17 protein-coding genes are annotated in these 19639 nt (G+C 41.5%); 1 reads left to right on the plus strand and 16 read right to left on the minus strand.

From position 1 onward, the window contains the following. The coding region (locus Q0212_RS01520) for a DEAD/DEAH box helicase (RefSeq protein WP_367175462.1) at positions 1–868 on the minus strand (868 nt) is incomplete at its 3' end. Positions 869–1121: 253 nt separating this feature from the next. Further along, on the minus strand, positions 1122–2024 hold the full coding sequence (locus Q0212_RS01525; RefSeq protein ID WP_297921157.1) for a M23 family metallopeptidase: 903 nt from the start codon (positions 2022–2024) through the stop codon (positions 1122–1124). A gap of 227 nt (positions 2025–2251) precedes the next feature. On the opposite strand from Q0212_RS01525, the gene Q0212_RS01530 reads away from it, so the two are divergent. Further along, positions 2252–2677 carry a DciA family protein gene (locus tag Q0212_RS01530; RefSeq protein WP_297921160.1) on the plus strand — a complete coding sequence of 142 codons (426 nt, stop codon included), beginning with the start codon at positions 2252–2254 and terminating at the stop codon, positions 2675–2677. A 68-nt stretch (positions 2678–2745) separates the two neighbouring features. On the opposite strand, the gene lpxC is transcribed toward Q0212_RS01530, so the two are convergent. The 14 genes from lpxC to ftsL form a co-directional block, all read right to left on the minus strand. Continuing rightward, the gene (lpxC, locus tag Q0212_RS01535; protein ID WP_297921163.1) at positions 2746–3666 is read right to left on the minus strand and encodes a UDP-3-O-acyl-N-acetylglucosamine deacetylase; all 921 of its coding nucleotides are present in this window, start codon (positions 3664–3666) and stop codon (positions 2746–2748) included. Positions 3667–3836: 170 nt separating this feature from the next. Beyond that, positions 3837–5042: a cell division protein FtsZ gene (gene ftsZ / locus Q0212_RS01540; RefSeq protein WP_297921165.1), complete on the minus strand. Its 1206-nt coding sequence runs from the start codon at positions 5040–5042 to the stop codon at positions 3837–3839. Positions 5043–5254: 212 nt separating this feature from the next. Further along, complete coding sequence (gene ftsA / locus Q0212_RS01545) at positions 5255–6505, minus strand: cell division protein FtsA (protein WP_297921168.1); 1251 nt, start codon at positions 6503–6505, stop codon at positions 5255–5257. A 94-nt stretch (positions 6506–6599) separates the two neighbouring features. Continuing rightward, entirely contained in the window at positions 6600–7415 is an 816-nt protein-coding gene (locus Q0212_RS01550) for a cell division protein FtsQ/DivIB (RefSeq protein WP_297921171.1), read from the minus strand. A 14-nt stretch (positions 7416–7429) separates the two neighbouring features. Then, entirely contained in the window at positions 7430–8344 is a 915-nt protein-coding gene (locus tag Q0212_RS01555) for a D-alanine--D-alanine ligase (protein WP_297921175.1), read from the minus strand. Positions 8345–8422: 78 nt separating this feature from the next. Further along, positions 8423–9859, minus strand: coding sequence for a UDP-N-acetylmuramate--L-alanine ligase (murC, locus tag Q0212_RS01560; RefSeq protein WP_297921178.1), 1437 nt, complete (start codon positions 9857–9859; stop codon positions 8423–8425). 8 nt (positions 9860–9867) lie between these two features. Continuing rightward, positions 9868–10941 (minus strand): undecaprenyldiphospho-muramoylpentapeptide beta-N-acetylglucosaminyltransferase, encoded by a 1074-nt coding sequence (murG, locus tag Q0212_RS01565; RefSeq protein WP_297921180.1) that lies wholly within the window; start codon positions 10939–10941, stop codon positions 9868–9870. Next, entirely contained in the window at positions 10938–12131 is a 1194-nt protein-coding gene (gene ftsW, locus Q0212_RS01570) for a putative lipid II flippase FtsW (RefSeq protein ID WP_297921183.1), read from the minus strand. Before ftsW ends, murG begins: the two co-directional genes overlap by 4 nt. Before the next feature lie 51 nt (positions 12132–12182). Then, positions 12183–13538, minus strand: coding sequence for a UDP-N-acetylmuramoyl-L-alanine--D-glutamate ligase (gene murD / locus Q0212_RS01575; protein ID WP_297921186.1), 1356 nt, complete (start codon positions 13536–13538; stop codon positions 12183–12185). Between the two features lie 7 nt (positions 13539–13545). Then, complete coding sequence (gene mraY / locus Q0212_RS01580; RefSeq protein ID WP_297921188.1) at positions 13546–14628, minus strand: phospho-N-acetylmuramoyl-pentapeptide-transferase; 1083 nt, start codon at positions 14626–14628, stop codon at positions 13546–13548. Between the two features lie 98 nt (positions 14629–14726). Continuing rightward, positions 14727–16064 (minus strand): UDP-N-acetylmuramoyl-tripeptide--D-alanyl-D-alanine ligase, encoded by a 1338-nt coding sequence (gene murF, locus Q0212_RS01585; protein ID WP_297921191.1) that lies wholly within the window; start codon positions 16062–16064, stop codon positions 14727–14729. Further along, complete coding sequence (locus Q0212_RS01590; protein WP_297921194.1) at positions 16061–17515, minus strand: UDP-N-acetylmuramoyl-L-alanyl-D-glutamate--2,6-diaminopimelate ligase; 1455 nt, start codon at positions 17513–17515, stop codon at positions 16061–16063. The genes murF and Q0212_RS01590 overlap by 4 nt, the downstream gene beginning before the upstream one ends. After that, complete coding sequence (locus Q0212_RS01595) at positions 17516–19342, minus strand: penicillin-binding protein 2 (RefSeq protein ID WP_297921197.1); 1827 nt, start codon at positions 19340–19342, stop codon at positions 17516–17518. Then, positions 19339–19638 (minus strand): cell division protein FtsL, encoded by a 300-nt coding sequence (gene ftsL / locus Q0212_RS01600; protein WP_297921200.1) that lies wholly within the window; start codon positions 19636–19638, stop codon positions 19339–19341. The genes Q0212_RS01595 and ftsL overlap by 4 nt, the downstream gene beginning before the upstream one ends. Position 19639 lies beyond the last annotated feature (1 nt).

A 19639-nucleotide genomic window follows, 5' to 3' on the forward strand; every position in this document is an offset into this window, starting at 1 on the left:
CCAACAAACCCATTTGCACTAAAAGATTTTCGACATTTTCATAACCCGTTTCGGTTAGTTCGATTGAGCGATGTTTTTCATCTACCCAATAATCACTACCGTCTGGTTTGCCTTCTTCTTTTTGACGAGTCAGCTGAGCAGGAATCACATCAATAGCTGCATATAACTGCGATGACCCTTCAGATGCGCCTGAAATAATTAACGGGGTACGCGCCTCATCAATTAAAATCGAGTCAACTTCGTCAATAATGGCAAAACTCAAACCACGTTGATGTTTTTCTTGTAAAGAAAACGCCATATTATCGCGCAAAAAATCAAAGCCGAATTCGTTATTGGTACCATAGGTAATATCGGCCAAATAAGCGTCATGCTTTTCGGAAGTTGGCTGCATGGAGCGAATAACACCCACTTTTAAGCCTAAAAACTCAAATAATGGTCGATTTAATTCAGCATCACGGCTTGCCAAATAATCGTTAACAGTCACAACATGCACGCCTTGGCCACCTAAAGTATTTAGATACGAGGCGAGCGTTGCCATTAAGGTTTTACCTTCACCTGTACGCATTTCGGCAATACGACCTTCATGTAGGGTCATACCACCAATTAACTGTACATCATAATGACGCATACCCATGACACGGTGAGCAGCTTCACGACAAACAGCAAAGGCTTCGGGTAATAATTGATCTAAAGTTTCACCCTTGGTATAGCGGTCACGAAACTCTTGGGTCTTGGCTGACAAGGCAGCATCATCTAATGCTTGAATACTAGGTTCTAATGCATTAATGGCATCAACCACCTTCTGCATTCGTTTTAATTCGCGTTCGTTTTTCGTGCCAAAAATTCCGCTAATCAGGCGTGCAAACATAAAAGCCACTCTTTATTTAAATATCCACTCTTTTTGTATCAGCTAGGCTGTTGTGCATAGAGATGGGGGCAAAACTAGCAAAGACAAGCGTTTTAGACTCACGCTTGTAAAATTTGAAACATATCCTGTGCAGGGCGTGATTCTACCTAGAATTACACGCTTGAGAAGTAGCTTTTGCTAATTGGCTGCAAAATACTGACAAAAAAATAAGCCAATATCTCTATTGGCTTATTTTTATGGCTAAACTAAAAAATTAGTCTCTTTTTAATGCCATGCTGACATAGGTCATTGGATCAATTTGTTTGCCATTGACAAGCACTTCATAATGCAAATGAGTACCTGTTGAACGACCTGTTGATCCCATATAGGCAATCACTTGATCTTTAGCAACCATATCGCCTTCTTTGGCCGCTAAACGTTGGGCATGAGCATAACGTGTAATATAACCATCACCATGTGTTACCTCAATAACATTACCATAGCCAGATTTTTGTCCTGCAAAACTAACAATACCTGCGGCAACTGCATAAATGTCTTCACCTTCTGCTCCAGAAAAATCCATGCCCGCATGAAAAGCGGTACGCCCTGTAAAAGGATCTGTTCTATAACCATAAGTAGAGGTAATTGCACCCTGACGAACTGGTAAATTCGCTAAATAGTTAAGATTACTTTGCCATTTTTTTTGCGACAAAATACGATCAAGGGCTTTAATTTGAGCTTCTTTTTGAGCAATTAATGTCGATAACTCTTGCAGACGAAGATCAATATTATCTTCACCTAAAACTGACATCTCTTCTAATAAAGGGCCACCTTTTGCCCCTTTAGGATCAATTGTAAACTCTTGAACAGGCACATGGGCTGATTGCGCCATTTGTTGTGTCAAAGCATCTAAACGCAATAATTGTGCTTGCATTTCGGCAACACGTTGATTGACTGCTTGCAATTGTTGTTCGGGTTGTGTAGTTGAAACAGTCGATTGTTGACTAACAACTAAATGTTTTACAGGTTCCGTATTTTTAGTACCTACGGCGTAACCAACCGCACCAACGGCGGAAGCTAACAAACCCACTGTTCCTAAAAAGGTCGCTATGGTAGCGGGGGTCAAACGCAACATCAAAGGTCGCATGGCATATTGACGCCATAAAGGAAATTTCACGCTGTTTATCTCCTGCTTACTTAGCCTCTAATCATTATTTGACTAAAGGCTCTCTTGGCAATTGAACTAAGCAACAAAACTATATTACTTAGTGATTCGCAGAGTAGTCTGAGCCTGTCATCTCTTGGCAATAACTTGCTTTTAGAGTTAGACAATCGACACTTATGTGCCATAATCAACAAAACAGCAGGCTGTCTTAGACTATTCTTCCTCGTTGGGTGGGGCTTATGTCATATCGTGTACCACATAGTAGCGAATTGTTTCGCACACCGCTATTACAACAACTGAGCACACAAGTCCACTATTTAGCCAAACTCAACGCTATTGTTGCTGAGCTTTTACCAGCTATAAAAGGCCAATGCCACATTACATCTTATGTTAATGGTGTTCTAACCTTTCAAACCCACAATCAAGCCCTATTAGGGCAACTACGTTACCTCCAAGCACATTATTTGCAAAAATTACGCCAGCATAGGACTTTTAGCCAACTGATACGTATTCAATTTTTGTATGACGAGCAGACAACGGTCGCTAAAGCACAACATGAACCAGCCAAACCGCTTTCAGATCAAACCAAAAAATTATTATTAGAAACGGCAGAAGCTATTGGCGATGCAGAGCTTAGCCAAGCTTTACGTCATTTGGCAAGATAATCGAACAACAATCAGACAAAATGTTTTTTTGTATAACAAACTCTAAAATCAGGAGTAACCTACTGTATTTAATGAGATTCTTGAGGCGGAAATGCCTGAATATAGGCAATTGGAGCTAATTCTTCGTCATCAAATGTCACAATTTCCCATGCTTCTGGTTGATTTAACAAGGCTCTAAGCAATTTATTATTGAGAGCATGGCCAGATTTATAACCTTGAAACTCACCAATAACACCATAACCTAAGATATATAAATCACCAATCGCATCTAACATTTTATGGCGAACAAACTCATCTTCGTAACGTAAACCCTCTTTGTTCATTACCCCTTCGTCATTTAAGACAATAGCATTATCCAAACTTCCACCTTTAGCCAATCCCATAGAGGTTAGATATTCAATATCACGCATAAAGCCAAAAGTACGCGCCCGACTGACTTCTTTGACATAAGCAGTTGTTGAAAAATCAACACACGCACTTTTGTGGTCATCTAAAAAGGCTGGGTGGTCAAAATCGATGGTAAAAGCCACTCTAAAACCATCATAAGGCACAAAAGCGGCGCGTTTATCGCCATCAACCACTTCAATGGGTTGTTTAATGCGTACTAATTTTTTAGGTGCGTGCTGTTCAATAATCCCTGCGGCTTTAATTAAAAAGACAAACGGGCCAGCACTACCATCCATAATTGGAATTTCAGCGGAACTGACTTCGATAATCGCATTATCAATCCCCAATCCTGCTAATGCCGACATCAAATGTTCAACTGTACCGACTTTTACACCATCTTTAATTAAATTAGATGACATTGTGGTTTCATTAACCAACAAGGCATTTGACGGAATATCGACAGGCGGATCTAAATCGGTACGGCGAAAGACAATACCACCATCCACCTCATGAGGTTTGAGGGCTAAATAAACTTTTTGACCGCTATGCAGACCAATGCCTGTAGCGCGGATGGTATTTTTGAGGGTTCGTTGACGCAGCATTGTGACAAAATGTTTCAGAGCTAAAGGCTGATACTAACATTTTTTAGATTTTGTGCAAGTTTTGTCTGTAATTTAACCATACTTTCTTGCGTAATTTGCCTATATTTACAGCAATCAAAACAAAAACCCCCTCAATAGAGGGGGTTAGTCAATTTATTAGTTAAAAAAGCTTAACTATTATTTTGACGGCGCAAGAATGATGGAATATTCAACAAATCAGACTTCGGCGCAGCTTCTGGCTTAGTTGCTGGTGCTGGCGTAGCGGCTTGTTGTTTTTTCAACACGGAAGGTGTATCAAATTCATCATAGTTACGAGATGGCGCAGCAGGAGCTGGTGTACCTAATGGTGAACGTGGACGATTTACAGTTGCTGCCGCTTGTACCCCCGCCGTTGCTAGCTGAGGTGCTTTGCTTAAACCTGTTGCAACAACGGTTACACGAATATCATCACCAATATCTTCGTCAACAATCATACCCACTTTAATCGCGACACCCTGCTCAGCCAATGGTGCAACAATTTCACCCACAGTATCAAACTCTTCTAAACTAACATCAGCATTACCTGCAACAGATACCAATAAACCAGTTGCACCTTCTAATTTGATGTCATCTAATAATGGGCTGTTAATAGCTTTAATCGTTGCTTCACGCGCACGGTCTGCACCTGATGCCACACCTGTTCCCATCATCGCCAAACCACGATCACTCATGGCGTTACGCACGTCAGCAAAGTCTAGGTTAATCATACCAGGACGGGTAATCATGTCAGAAATACCACGCACGGCTTCAAATAAGACATTGTTAGCCCTTTTAAACGCTTCAATCATGGTAATTTTATTACCATAAACTTTTAATAATTTAGAGTTTGGAATGGTAATTAACGAGTCAACGTGTTGAGATAACTCAACAATACCTTGTTCGGCCAAAATATCACGACGCTCAAAAGAAAACGGGCGCGTCACCACACCTACGGTTAATACCCCTAACTCTCGAGCCAACTCAGCAACGACAGGGGCAGCACCTGTGCCTGTACCACCACCCATCCCTGCGGTAATAAAGACCATATCTGCGCCTTTTAAAGCATCAATAACATCTTCACGATTCTCTAAAGCAGCTTGACGACCTATTTCAGGCTTGCCTCCACCTCCCAAACCACGCGTTAATTCTACGCCTATCTGTATTTTCTTTTGAGAAGTCATTGCATTCAATGCTTGCAAATCGGTGTTAATACAAATAAATTCTACACCTTGTAAATGACTTTGCACCATATAGTCCACAGCATTACCACCGCCACCACCAACACCAATTACCTTGATAACTGGACCACCTAAGCCTTTATGTGTTTGTTGGTCATCTGCAATTTTAAAAATGCCCATCGAAATTCTCCTACTCAAAGAGTACTGTTTACAATCATCACTCCTTGTATGACCATAAACTTTGTAAGATTTGCACTGATATATTGAGTGCATAAATCTTTGTTACTAAATAAAGTTGTCGTGATCTTTAAGAACACAATAGCTTTTCTATTTTAACAATATACATAGAGTTATGCTTAGAAAAAGTGACTCTTTGTATAATATGTTACATATTAGAAATTTTTCTCTAACCAAGCTCGCAATTTGGCAATAAAACCATCTGTATTAATCGCCAAACCTGTACGCTTCACAGGTTGTTTATCAACATCCGCCAAAATTTTATCTCGCCCCGCCATTAATAAACCAACACTGGTTGCATAAACAGGGCTTTGCACCAATTGGCCATTACCTTCGGCACGTAAACTGGGCATGCCAATACGTGTTTTTTGTGCACCAAAGACACTGTCCGCTAAGGCTGCTGCGCCCTCAATACGTGCTGCACCACCCGTCAAGACAATACCTGCATGTAAATAATCACTTATTTCTAATTCATCAAATCGTCTTTGAATAAATTCAAAGAGATCCAAATAACGTGCCTCAATAATAGAGGCTAAAACGTGTCTTTCAAGCTTACGTTGCGCTCTATCACCTGTAGTTGGCACATTAATATATTCTTCTCGTTTAACCGCAATCGACTGCGCACAACCTTGTTTAACTTTTAATTGCTCTGCCTCTACAAGCGGTGTACGTAAAACTTGCGCAATATCATTAGTAACATGTTCACCACCGACAGGAATAATTTCGGTATAACGTAATGCACCATGAATATAGATAGCAATGTCTGTTGTACCTGCACCAATATCAATCAAACATACGCCTAAGGTTTTTTCGTCATCGGTTAATACCGCATTGGCAGCTGCATACGGTTCTAAAATGACATCATCAACACCTAGCTGACAATTGTGAACACATTTTTCTAAATTTTGTAAAGCCGTTAAACCACACGTCACGAGATGATAATGCCCTTCTAAACGAACGCCTGACATTCCCATCGGATTACGAATATCATATTGGTTATCAACATTAAATTCTTGCGGCAAAATATGCAGAATTTTTTGTTCGGGAAGTACAGCTCCTGTTTTGGCATTGTCCAATACCGCATCCATATCCAAATTAGAGACTTCACCACTACGAATATGTACTGCACCTTGTAAGTTACGGCTGACAATATGATTGCCTGCAATGCCTACAAATACCGAATGTACAGTACAATGTGCCATATTTTCAGCTTCTTTAATGGCTTGTTTAATCGCTCGTGAGGTTTCTTCGATATCAACTACCATCCCACGTTTTAGACCTGTACACGGACTTTTGCCAACACCAATCACATCAATTTCTTTTTCTTGAGAAATCTGAGCAATTAGTGCCACAACTTTAGAAGTACCCACATCTAAAGCAACAATCAATTTTTCTGTATCTGCCATTACCTTAACCTTAAAACTTATAGAGTTTAGACATTTCGCTGTTTTATAGATCACATCATCTAATAAACAATAACGACATAGGCTCTAACTTAATCTATATAGGCTGCTTATTCTGTACTGTCGTCGCAGCCAGTTGATTGTTAACTACAGCAACCGCTTGCCCTTCTTTCCATTTTACGGCTAAACCATAACGGTAACGTAAATCAATACGTTCAATACGGTCGGCATAGGGACTTAATACTTGTTGATACACCGATAGAAAACGCTGTAACTTTTCATGAACTTGATTTTGATCTAAAACAAGCTGTAAACCATTGTCCATCGTCATAAACCATGTTCGTCTTTCGGTTAAGTGTAACTCAACAACTCGTAAATTTAATGGTCTTAATAAATCATTAAAACTACGAAATTGCTCCATGACATAAGAAGTTTTGCCAACTGGGCCAAACAATAAAGGTAAATTGTTGCCTTCATGTCCAACTTTGGGTTGAAACACCTCTCCCCGTGCGCTCAAAAATTGTCGTTCGCCCCATCGTGCAACGGCTTTTTTCTCAACCACCAACACCCGAATACCATCAGGCCAACGACGTTGGACTGACATACTCTCAACCCACGGTGACATTAATACTGCATCACGAATAGCCACTAAATCGGTGCTAAAATAACTGCCTTGCACAACCTTTTTTAAACGAGCTGATAACTCTTCTCGATCTGCTGGGCTAATATCACCTTCTATATGCACCAAAGCTAACGGGGCTTTTTCTTGCAACTGCACCCATAAGCCCCAAACGCCCCACGCCAACAAGCTTAACCCTGCAAGCAGCCACAAAAAGCTTAATATGCGCCACAGCGTTCGCCATTGACGTTGCTTAGGGGTGAGTTGTTGTGCAGTTGCCACGGAAGAAGTCATGTAGTCTACTCGTATCACTTATTCGTTTGTGCCAAAATGGTCAACACTAATTGCTCAAAACTTAAACCTGCTGCTTTAGCGGCCATTGGCACTAAAGAGTGATCGGTCATCCCAGGAACTGTATTCACTTCTAATAACCAAAAATTGCCCTGCTCATCACGCATAGCATCAATACGTCCCCAACCTGTTGCCCCGACCATATTAAATGCACGGACAGCTAAGGCTTGTAAGGCTTGTTCATCTTCGTCGCTTAAACCACAAGGACACAAATATTGGGTGTCGTTGGCGTTATATTTAGCTTCAAAATCATAAAAACCATGACTTTGGTGCGGCTGCAAACGAATGATTGGCAAGGCTTTGTCACATAAGATCACAATCGTATATTCTTTACCTGTTACCCATTTTTCAGCAATGATTTCGCTATCATATTTTGCTGCAAATTCGTAGGCAGGTTGCAAATCTTCGGCCTTTTCGACTTTACGCATACCAATACTAGAGCCTTCGTGTGCGGGTTTAACCATTAAGGGTAAACCCAATTCAGCAATCACTTGGGCAAAATCGGTATTGGCTGTTAAACGCGCATACGCAGGTGTCGGTAAGCCACACCCCAACCACAATTGTTTAGTACGGGTTTTATCCATGCCTAAAGCGGAAGCCAACACACCACTGCCTGTGTATGGTACACCCAATAACTCTAATGCACCTTGCATCGTACCATCTTCGCCACCACGACCATGCAACACAATAAACGCACGATCATAGGCTTTAATATCACCAATATTTTGTTCGGCAGGATCAAAAGCCTGTGCATTAACACCTGCTTGTTGCAAGGCTTGCAACACGGCCTGACCACTTTTTAAAGAAATTTCACGCTCTGCGGATGTACCACCAAATAATACGGCAACACGACCAAAATCTTGCTGACTCATAAAATATAAACTCTTGATTCTCAAATTATCAGGGTATTCCCTCTCCTAAATTCGGGAGAGGAGACTTTCTGGATAAACTTAACTTAAATATAAATTATTTTGTGCTAATTCAATGGCTAATGCACCGACTGTACCTGCACCTTGAGTTAACAACACATCATTAGGCTGCAACACCGTTTTTAATAAGGTATTCAACTCTTCGGTTTTTTCAATAAAAATCGGCTCAACCAAACCACGCGCACGAATACTCCGTGCTAAGGTGCGTCCATCTGCGCCCGCAATGGGTTTTTCACCCGCTGAATACACATCCAACAATAATAAAACATCAACTTGTGATAACACCTGTACAAAATCTTCAAAGCAATCACGGGTACGGGTGTAACGATGAGGTTGAAACATTAACACCAAACGGCGATCGGGAAAGCTTTGTCGTGCGGCTTTTAAGGTGGCTTCAACTTCTCGTGGGTGATGACCATAATCATCGACTAAACGCACCGAGCCCTGATCAAATTCAAATTCGCCATATTGTTGGAAACGACGACCCACACCTTGGAAGTTTACTAACGCACGTTGAATAGCTGCGTCTTCTACGCCTTCATCCGTGGCAATCGCAATGGCTGCTAAGGCGTTCAAGACATTATGTAAACCTGGTAAATTTAGGCTAATTGCTAATGGCTCTTTTTGTGGACGCAAGGCAGTAAAGTGTGTTTGCATACCTTCTTGGCGAACATCGACAGCACGAATATCATTGGCCTCGTCAAAACCATAAGTAACTGTTGGGCGCGCAATTCTTGGCAGCAATTCACGAATCACGGCATCATCGCCACAAACCACTGCTAAACCATAAAATGGTAAGTTGTGTAAAAACTCAATAAAAGTATCTTTGAGCTTTTCAAAAGAGCCACCATAGGTATCCATATGGTCAGCATCAATATTGGTGACAACCGCAGCCATTGGTTGTAGATGTAAAAATGACGCATCACTTTCATCGGCTTCGGCGACTAAATAACGGCTACCACCTAATTTAGCGTTTGTGCCTGCACTATTTAACAAACCGCCAATGACAAAAGTTGGATCAAAACCACCTTCGGCCAAAATAGAAGTGACTAAACTTGTTGTCGTGGTTTTGCCATGTGTTCCAGCAATAGCAATACCATGACGGTATCGCATTAATTCGCCCAACATTTCGGCACGGCGTACTATGGGTAAACGTGCTTCACGCGCAGCAACAATTTCAGGGTTGGTATTATCAATTGCGGTTGACACAACCACGACATTGGCTTTGGCAATGTTTTCGGCAGCATGACCAATAAAGACCGTTGCGCCCAATTGTTGTAAGCGTTCTGTGGTTTTGCCTGCTTTGGCATCAGAACCTGAAATTTGATAGCCTTGGTTGAGTAATACTTCGGCAATACCACACATCCCCGCACCACCAATACCAATAAAATGGATACAGCGAATACGACGCATTTCAGGAATTTCAATTAAACGACCACGCGAGCTTTGATTAATCATAAAAAGACTCAACTACGAAGACAAAATTGGGCAACTGTTGCGGTTGCTTTGGGTTGTGCAAGTTTACGAGCAATATTGGCCATTTGCAGCAATTTTGGTCGAGATAATAATGGTTTTAAGGTTTGTGCCAAGTTTTCAGCCGTTAAGCTGGCTTGTTGACACAAAATTGCCGCGCCTTCATCACTTAAATAACGACCATTAGCCGTTTGATGGTCATCAACGGCATGTGGATATGGTACTAATACCGAAGCGACACCTGCTGCTGCGAGCTCACTGACCGTTAACGCCCCCGAACGACAAATCACTAAATCAGCCCAACCATACGCTTCAGCCATATCATTAATAAATGGCTGAACATTGGCATCACTAATACCTAAGTTTTTATAACGTTGTTGGGTGACTTCGACTTGTTTTTTGCCTGTTTGATGACGAATAGTTAAAGCGTGTTCTTTACTTAAAATCGCTAAGGCATCTGGTACTAACTCATTAAGTGCGACTGCACCTTGACTACCACCCAAAATTAACACTTGTAATGCGCCACTACGTTGACCATAACGTTGTTCTGGTAATGCCAAATTTGCAATTACAGGACGGACAGGATTACCTGTTGTGGTTACTTTGGGGCTAGGAGGAAAAGCCGCAGGAAAGGCTTGCAACACTTGGGTAGCAATATTGGCTAGTTGTTTATTGGTAAAACCAGCTACCGCATTTTGCTCATGAATAATTAAGGGCTTGCCTAATAAACGAGCAGCAACCCCACCCGGCCCTGTGACATAACCGCCTAAACCAATCACACAATCTGCTTTTACTGCTCTTAACACTTTCATAGCGGCAATAACCGCTAATAAAATTTTAAAAGGGGCAAGTAATAAACGCGCCAAACCTTGACCACGCACACCTTGTACTTCTAAATAGCTAATATCAAAACCATTTTTTGGCACAATATCGGCTTCAATGCCGTTTTTTGTCCCCAACCAATGAATATTAATCCCTTGTTGACTGAGATGCTGAGCAACGGCTAACGCAGGGAAAACGTGTCCACCTGTACCACCTGCCATCACCACTACCGATTTAACAGTCATTTTTGCTCTCCTGTTGCCGTCGATTGTAATTGCTGAGTTTCAGTATCTATACGCAATAAAATACCAAACATCGCAAATACCATAATTAAGCTACTGCCACCATAACTGATAAAGGGTAAGGTTAAGCCTTTGGTTGGAAATAAGCCTGTGCAAACTGAAATGTTAATAATAATTTGCATTAACATTAAAAAAATCATGCCATAAGCTAAATAGCCTTCTTGTAACAAGCCCTTATTAATGGCATTTCGCCCAATACGAATACCAGCTTGCACAAATAAATAAAAGGCAAAAAACAAAACAAATACACCAACCAAACCAAATTCTTCAGCAAAAATAGCAAATACGAAGTCGGTGTGTGCTTCGGGCAAATAGAATAGTTTTTGCACACTATGGCCTAAACCTACACCAAACCAATCACCACGACCAAAGGCAATCAAACTTTGTGATAATTGATAGTCCGTGCCATAGGCATCGTCCCATGCGTCCCAAAATGACATTAAACGTTTAACTCGATATTCGGCAGAAAAAGCCAAACCCACTGCACCACTGACCGCAGCAACCCCTAAAATCATAAAGTGTTTAAGTGGCGCACCTGCTAAAAACAACATACCAAATACAGAGACCATTAATACCAAACTGGCACCAAAGTCTGGTTCACCCATAAATAAGGCAATGACAATACCTAAGATAAAACTTGCAGGCAAAACACCTTTGAGTCCAGCACGAACTTGATCCTGACGTCGTACCAAATAAATAGACATATACAAAACAACGGCAAATTTGCCCACTTCTGACGGTTGAATAGTTAAGCCTCCAACTCCCAACCAGCGAGCACTACCATTTACTCGTCGACCAAGGGGGGTTAAAACAGCAATCAACAAAATCACGGCAACTAACAAAATAACAGGATACCACTTCTGCCAAAAACTCATGGGCAAATTAGCGGCAATCGTTGCCGCTGTGACACCTAACATCATATAAACTAAATGACGCGTAAAAAAATAAAAAGGATTGTTAAAGTCAGCACTGGCAATACTCATTGAGGCTGAACCAACAATTGTTACGCCCAAACAAGCTAATACGGCTACTGCCAACATCAATAAACGACGAGCAGTAAATTCTTGTTGCCAATCAGGGACAATCCAATGTCTAGGAATAGAAAAAGAAGGTTTTTTGAGCGCGATTTTCATAAATGATGCTCAGCAAATACCCTCTTTTTAAAGAGGGTTAAAAGAAAATAATTAACGACTGAGATGTTGAACAGCAAGCACAAATTGCTCACCACGATCTTCATAATGTTTAAACATATCGAAGCTCGCACAAGCAGGTGACAACAAAATAGCATCACCCTCTGAGGCCAATTGTTGTGCTTGTTTTACCGCCTCAACTAGGCTAGATACGTGTACTTTTTTAATATCAGCATTGACCGCTTGGTCTATTTTATCAGCATCTTCACCTAATAAAATTAAGGCTTTGCCATATTGTGCTAAGGCGGGTGACAAAGGACTAAAATCTTGGCCTTTACCCACTCCCCCTGCAATCAATAATACTTTGCCGCTAATTGCTGCACCCAAACCATTAATTGCTGCTAAAGTTGCGCCAACGTTAGTGCCTTTAGAATCGTTATACCAAGCAACGCCTTGATGTTTAACGACTAACTGGCAACGATGTTTTAGCCCTGTAAATGCTTTTAAGGTTTGCAACATCGCCGCGATTGGAATATTAACGGCTTCACCTAATGCTAAAGCGGCTAAAGCATTAGCGACATTATGCTCACCAAAAATGCCCATTTCATCGGTGGCTAACAGTTTTGCTTGTCCTTTGGCCAAATAACTTGTGCCTTGTTCACGAATCACGCCATAGGTATTTAGATCAGGTTTGTCTAAGCCAAAACTGGTATTAGGAATCATGTCTGGCAACAATGGTACAGTGAGTAAATCTTGGCGATTGGTGACATAAAAATGGCAATTACGATAAATGCGATGTTTGGCTTTGTGATACTCCTGCATATTGGCATAACGATCCATATGATCTTCGCTAATATTCAAGACCACCGCCGCTGCAGCGCGTAAACTATGGGTGGTTTCTAATTGAAAACTAGACAGCTCTAGAACATATAAATCCGCAGGTTGATTGAGTAGTTCTAAAACTGGCGTACCCAAATTACCACCAACGGCAACGTTAATTCCTGCATTTTCGGCCATTAGCCCAACTAAGGTTGTCACCGTACTTTTAGCATTAGAACCTGTAATGGCGACAATGGGTTTATCAACGGCACGACAAAATAACTCAATATCACCAATCACCGAAATGCCTGCATTTAAACGTGCAGACACTAATTCGGGCTCATTAATTGAAATACCCGGACTGGCAATAATTTCGTGGGCTTTTAATAATAAATGCTCATCCAACTTACCCAAACTAATTTCCACATCAGGAAACTCTGCTTGTAGCTCAGCTAAATTCGGTGGGTTATCGCGGGTATCATTAACCGCAACTTTGTAACCCAAACCACGCAAATAACGCACACAAGACAATCCCGTTTTGCCTAAACCAATAACAACACGCAAACCTTCACGCTGAATCAGACCAGCCATAGATGCCTCAACGAATCTTTAACGTAGTTAAACCTAATAACACCAACATAAAGCTAATAATCCAAAAGCGGATGACCACTTTGGTTTCTGGCCAGCCTTTTAACTCGTAGTGATGATGAATGGGCGCCATGCGAAAAATACGTTTGCCACGTAATTTAAACGAGCCGACTTGCAGCATGACCGAGACTGTTTCCATGACAAACACACCGCCCATAATAAACAAGACGATTTCTTGACGAACAATCACCGCAATCACACCCAACACCGCACCCAAAGCCAATGCGCCTACATCCCCCATAAACACTTCGGCGGGATAAGCGTTAAACCACAAAAAGCCCAAACCTGCACCAATAATTGAACAGCAAATGACAATTAATTCACCTGAACCAGCCACATAAGGAATATGTAAATAACTGGCAAATTTAATATTACCTGTTAAGTAGGCAAAAATGGCTAATGCACCTGCCACCATAACGGTGGGCATGATTGCTAAACCATCTAAGCCATCGGTTAAGTTAACAGCATTACTACTACCGACAATCACCAGATAGGTTAACAGAATATAAAATACGCCTAAAGGTAAGACTAAGTCTTTAAAGAAGGGAAAAATTAAGGTGGTTTCGGCAGGGGTTTTGGCCAAATAATACAAAGCAACGGCAGCAGCGATACCGCCCACTGATTGCCAAAAATACTTCCATTTGGCAGGTAAGCCACGCGGATTTTTTTCAACGACTTTACGGTAGTCATCAACCCAACCCACTGCACCAAAAACCACCATGACCCCTAAGACAATCCAAATATAGGGATTATTTAGGTTTGACCATAATAAAGTGCTCACGCCAATAGACACTAAAATTAACGCACCACCCATCGTTGGCGTACCAGACTTGACCAAATGCGTTTGTGGGCCATCGGTACGCACTGCTTGACCAAACTTTAATTTACGCAAGTAATCAATCATTTTGGGGCCAAACCAAATGGCAATCGCCAATGAGGTTAAAATACTTAACATTGCGCGCAAGGTTAAGTAATTAAACACATGAAAGGCTTTATAATATTGTGCTAAATAATCGGCTAACCACAGCAACATCGAGGTTGCTCCTTTAAAAACTAAAAATTAACAAATCCCCCTAGCCCCCTTTTATAAAGGGGGAAACTCCCTCCTTTTTAAAGGAGGGTTGAGGAGGATTAAAACCCCAACAGTGCTTGTACGACGTTTTCCATGCGTGCGCTGCGTGAACCTTTCACCAAAATGGTTGCCCCTTGTGGAATCGCTGCCGACAAGGCCGCAATCAGCTCTTTTTGTTCACTAAAACGTTGTGCTTGAGTGCCATAACCTTGTGCGGTATTTTCACTAAATGCACCAACACAATATAAAGCATCAATTTGTTTGGCTTGTGCATAAGTGCCGACTTCTTGATGTAGGCTTGGGGCATTGTCACCCAACTCCCCCATTGCCCCTAAAACAACAATTTTGTAGCCATCGCTGAGCGCTAATTCATCAATAGCTGCTTTCATGGCATCAGGATTGGCATTATAGGTATCATCAATCAGGGTAAAGTTTTGACGACGATGTAATACCATTCGCCCTGCCGCACCTTGGGCTTGCTCTAAACCTTGCTTAATTTGTGGCAACGTTAAACCACAGGCTAAAGCCAAACAACTGGCTGCCAAGGCATTAGCAACATTATGTTGCCCGATTAACCCTAACTGAATAGGTGTCGATTGTTCGGCAAGATGTAAATTAAATTGATATGCACCACCGTTTGTACGTTTAATATCCGTTGCATAGGCATCAGCTTGTTTTTTAACAGAAAAAGTGAGTATTTTTAAGCCAACACATAAGTTTTGGTGATAATCAGCAAACTCATCATCAGCATTAATTACTGCTGTCCCACCATCAACCAAACCCGAAAAAATTTCACCTTTAGCTTGAGCAATGCCTTGTCGACTACCAAAACCTTCTAAGTGAGCTGTACCAATATTAGTAATCACTGCTGCATGAGGTTGTACCAAAGCTGAAGTATAAGCAATTTCACCAATATGATTTGCCCCTAACTCAAACACGCCATAACGATGCTGAGCATTGAGACGTAACAAGGTTAATGGCACACCAATTTCATTATTTTTATTACCTAAAGTTGCGAGGGTTTCACCTGCTTGACGAAAAATACTGGCGGTTAATTCTTTGGTGGTGGTTTTGCCACTACTACCTGTCATGGCCACACGCATTAACTCAAATTGTTCACGCCATGTCTTTGCCAATAAACCTAATGCCGTTTGTGTGTTTGCTACCACAATTTGACTCAAATTCAGCTCAGGTTGATATTGACTGACTATCGCCGCTACCGCACCCAAATCTTGTGCTTTAGCAACAAAACTATTGGCATCAAAATTTGCACCACTTAAAGCAATAAAAACATCACCTTTGCTTAAAGTGCGTGTATCTGTCGAAAATTGACAAACATCTAAATCTTGGCCAAAAAGCTGACCTTGCGTTTTTTGGGCAATAACGCTTAATTTCATGAATTATTCTCTAAAAATAAACGGATAATCTGAGCATCATCAAAGGGATAGCGGATGCCTTGTATTTCTTGGTAGTCTTCATGGCCTTTACCCGCGACCAACACAATATCGCCACTTTGCGCCGCTGACAAGGCATATTCGATGGCTTGTTTACGTTCTGGCAACACACTATGTTGCTGGTGTCCCATGCCTGCTTCAATATCAGCAATAATAGCACTGACTAATTCTGCACGTGGATTATCAGCCGTGACAATCACTTTATCTGCCAAACGGCAAGCAATTTCACCCATAATTGGCCGTTTGCCTTTGTCTCTATCACCACCACAGCCAAACACACACCACAATTGACCTTGCGTATGTTCTCGTAAACTAGATAAGACTTTTTCTAAGGCATCAGGCGTATGCGCATAATCAACAACCGCGGTGATTTTACCATTAGAAATACACTCCATGCGGCCACGAACCGCTTGCACACTGCTCAATGCCTGTACCGCTTGTGCTAAAGACACACCAATACTGAGCAAACCTGCCAATACTGCTAATAAATTACTGACATTAAACCGTCCTAATAATTGGCTGTGAATGGTCGCTATACCTTGAGGTGTTTTAACGGTGACTATCAGCCCTTGTAATGATGGTTCAATCTTTAAGGCAACAAATTCAGCATCACTATTCGCATTTTGACTATAACGCCAGCAAATGACATTGGGAGTTAATAATTGTTGATAATCTTTAGAAACTGGATCATCTTCATTAAGAATGGCAGTTTTTAAGGTTGGCCATGTAAATAATAAGGCTTTTGCTTGCTGATAGGCTTCCATCGTGCCGTGATAATCTAAATGATCACGGGTTAGATTGGTAAAAATAGCAGTATCAATCTTAGTTGCCGATAAACGGCCTTGCTCTAAGCCATGTGAGCTTGCCTCTAAGGCAACTACTTGTGCGTTAGCTTGTTTAAATTCGGCTAATTTTTGTTGTAATTGCAAAGCGTCTAAGGTGGTGTGCGTAGATGGCACTAAATCACCAATTAAACCATTACCTAATGTACCTAATACCGCCGATTTTTGCTCTAAAAATTGACAAGCATGCGCTAATAATTGTGCGCAACTGGTTTTACCATTAGTACCTGTTACTGCAAAAACGGTTAAATCTTGGCTTGGCTGACTGTAAAAACACGCTGCTATTTGCCCTAAATGTTGGGGTAAATCGGGAATACTAATGATAGGAATACCCGATTGCTCGGTTGATGGCTCATCACTCTGACACAACACCGCCACCGCACCTTGTGCAATCGCTTGCGGAATAAAATGTCGTGCATCGTGTTGACGACCTTGTAATGCCACAAAAACATCACCTTGTTGTACATGGCGACTATTGGCTGTTAAACCTGTAACCGTCATATTGGCATAGATACTCGGCGTAGCTGGCCAAATTTGTTGTAATGTCGGCATTTAAACACGTCCTCCCTGAACGATAGTATTGGTTTTTACAGGTGTAATCGGTGCTGTTGTTAGCGTAGGTGTTTTAGTTTTTACAGGCTCAAGTGGTTTATCGACAGGCACATTCATTAATCGTAAGGCCTCACCCATCACCCGAGAAAACACAGGTGCAGACACGACACCACCATAATAACCACCTTTTTTAGCACCATCCATGACCACAACCATCGCAATACGTGGATCACTGACAGGTGCAAAACCTGCAAAAAGTGACATATATTCGTCTTTGGCATAACCGCCTGCTTTGGCTTTATGCGCTGTGCCTGTTTTACCTGCCACACGATAACCCGGTAAAGCCGCTTTTAATGCAGTACCATCCGATGAAATAACAGACTCCATCATAGGAAACAATTGCGAGACGATTTTGTCACTTATCAAAGGGGTACTTTGTGGAGTTGTACTAATTTTTGTCAATGACACAGGGTGAGAGACACCATGATTGGCAATTGCAGCATAGGCACGCGCTAATTGTAAGGCGGTGACTGTAACCCCATAACCATAAGACATAGTTGCCACTTCAACGGGATTCCAACGTTGGGGGGGTTGTAAAATACCTTTGCTTTCACCTGGAAAGCCGCTTTCTGTTACATGACCAAAACCAAAACGCCGATGTATCATTGGTAGGGTTTCTTTGGGTAATGACCCTGCTATTTGTGCCGAGGCAACATTACTCGACTTAGTAATTAAAGTTGCTAAATTGATTATTCCATAATCGTTATGGTCAGTTACGGTTTTGTTATACACCTGATAACGCCCTGGGTGGGTATTAAACAAGCTTGATGTGGTATATTTTCCGCTTTCTAAGGCCGCCATGACGGTAAATACTTTCATGGTTGAACCTGGCTCAAACATATCGGTAATTGACCGATTACGCAGTTGCTCAGGAATCAATTTACTTCGATTATTAGGATTGTAAACAGGCTGATTAACAATCGCCACTATTTCACCCGTTTTAACGTCAATCGCCACTAAATAAGCGGCCTCAGCCTCATGCTCTTGAACAGCGCGCGCCAACTCTCGATGGGCAATATATTGAATACGCGCATCAAAACTCAGATAAATATCTTGACCTGCTTTGGCGGGGCGAATTAAAGCCACATCTTTAATTTTACGACCTTTTCGGTCTTGGATAATCTGTTGCGCACCTGCAACACCTGCCAGTTGTTTTTCAAAGGCTAATTCTACGCCTTCTTTACCTTTATCGTCTAAATCGGTAAAACCAATTATGTGTGCCGTTGACTCACCTTGCGGATAATATCGCCGATATTCATTTAAGCCATAAATAGCAGGAAAGTCTCGATCTAAAATAACTTTAGCCACATCAGGAGCTAAATGCCGTTTTAAATACATAAATTCTTTTTTGGGATTATTAGTAATTTTACGACGTAATTCGACAGGGTCTAAACCAATAGCACTGGCCACTTGCTCATAAGGAAAACTGACAGGCTGTTTTTGTTTTTTGGGATTATCTTCTTTGGGTGGGTTAGCAAGCTCATAAATTTCTTTAGGGTTGACCCAAATAGAAGTGACAGGTGTGCTTACTGCTAAAGGTACACCATTACGATCCATAATCATGCCACGATGCGCAGGAATAGCTTCGGTACGCATCATTCGTGCATCACCCTGACGACGCAGAAAGTCACGATCAATAATGTGCAAATAAAATGCACGTGCTGAAATACCCAAGAAAATAAACGCTAACACCACTTGCAGCAACAAATGACGCCCTGCATAAGCTTCGGTTTCATTGAGTTTAAAGCTTGGAAACTTCATTTTCATGGTTGTACCATTACCACACTAGTCACTGTTGTTGGTTGCATTTGTTGCTCTTGCGCCATTTGTTCAATCCGCGCATAACTTCCCCATGAGTTTTGCTCTAACAATAATTGCCCCCATTCTATTTCGAGGGCTTTCTTTTCTTCTTTTAAATCTTGTAATTGCTGAAAAGACTCACGCCAATGCTGTACCGATAAAGCAATAGCGACTGAAGACCCGACTAGAGAAGCAATCACAAGCATTGCCACAATAACGTTAAAGTTGGGTTTAAAACTGGTTTTAAAAACATCCCACCACATA

This window comes from uncultured Agitococcus sp., from assembly GCF_937920075.1.
Classification (GTDB): domain Bacteria; phylum Pseudomonadota; class Gammaproteobacteria; order Pseudomonadales; family Moraxellaceae; genus Agitococcus.

What these genes read in the sequence shown, in the direction of transcription:
- lpxC (WP_297921163.1), bottom strand. Translation starts at nt 3,666, where the DNA reads ATGCTGCGTCAACGAACCCTCAAAAATACCATCCGCGCTACAGGCATT.
- ftsZ (WP_297921165.1), bottom strand. Translation starts at nt 5,042, where the DNA reads ATGGGCATTTTTAAAATTGCAGATGACCAACAAACACATAAAGGCTTA.
- Q0212_RS01590 (WP_297921194.1), bottom strand. Translation starts at nt 17,515, where the DNA reads ATGCCGACATTACAACAAATTTGGCCAGCTACGCCGAGTATCTATGCC.
- murF (WP_297921191.1), bottom strand. Translation starts at nt 16,064, where the DNA reads ATGAAATTAAGCGTTATTGCCCAAAAAACGCAAGGTCAGCTTTTTGGC.
- murC (WP_297921178.1), bottom strand. Translation starts at nt 9,859, where the DNA reads ATGATTAATCAAAGCTCGCGTGGTCGTTTAATTGAAATTCCTGAAATG.
- Q0212_RS01530 (WP_297921160.1), top strand. Translation starts at nt 2,252, where the DNA reads ATGTCATATCGTGTACCACATAGTAGCGAATTGTTTCGCACACCGCTA.
- ftsW (WP_297921183.1), bottom strand. Translation starts at nt 12,131, where the DNA reads ATGAAAATCGCGCTCAAAAAACCTTCTTTTTCTATTCCTAGACATTGG.
- Q0212_RS01555 (WP_297921175.1), bottom strand. Translation starts at nt 8,344, where the DNA reads ATGAGTCAGCAAGATTTTGGTCGTGTTGCCGTATTATTTGGTGGTACA.
- Q0212_RS01550 (WP_297921171.1), bottom strand. Translation starts at nt 7,415, where the DNA reads ATGACTTCTTCCGTGGCAACTGCACAACAACTCACCCCTAAGCAACGT.
- ftsA (WP_297921168.1), bottom strand. Translation starts at nt 6,505, where the DNA reads ATGGCAGATACAGAAAAATTGATTGTTGCTTTAGATGTGGGTACTTCT.
- murD (WP_297921186.1), bottom strand. Translation starts at nt 13,538, where the DNA reads ATGGCTGGTCTGATTCAGCGTGAAGGTTTGCGTGTTGTTATTGGTTTA.
- murG (WP_297921180.1), bottom strand. Translation starts at nt 10,941, where the DNA reads ATGACTGTTAAATCGGTAGTGGTGATGGCAGGTGGTACAGGTGGACAC.
- mraY (WP_297921188.1), bottom strand. Translation starts at nt 14,628, where the DNA reads ATGTTGCTGTGGTTAGCCGATTATTTAGCACAATATTATAAAGCCTTT.
- ftsL (WP_297921200.1), bottom strand. Translation starts at nt 19,638, where the DNA reads ATGTGGTGGGATGTTTTTAAAACCAGTTTTAAACCCAACTTTAACGTT.
- Q0212_RS01595 (WP_297921197.1), bottom strand. Translation starts at nt 19,342, where the DNA reads ATGAAAATGAAGTTTCCAAGCTTTAAACTCAATGAAACCGAAGCTTAT.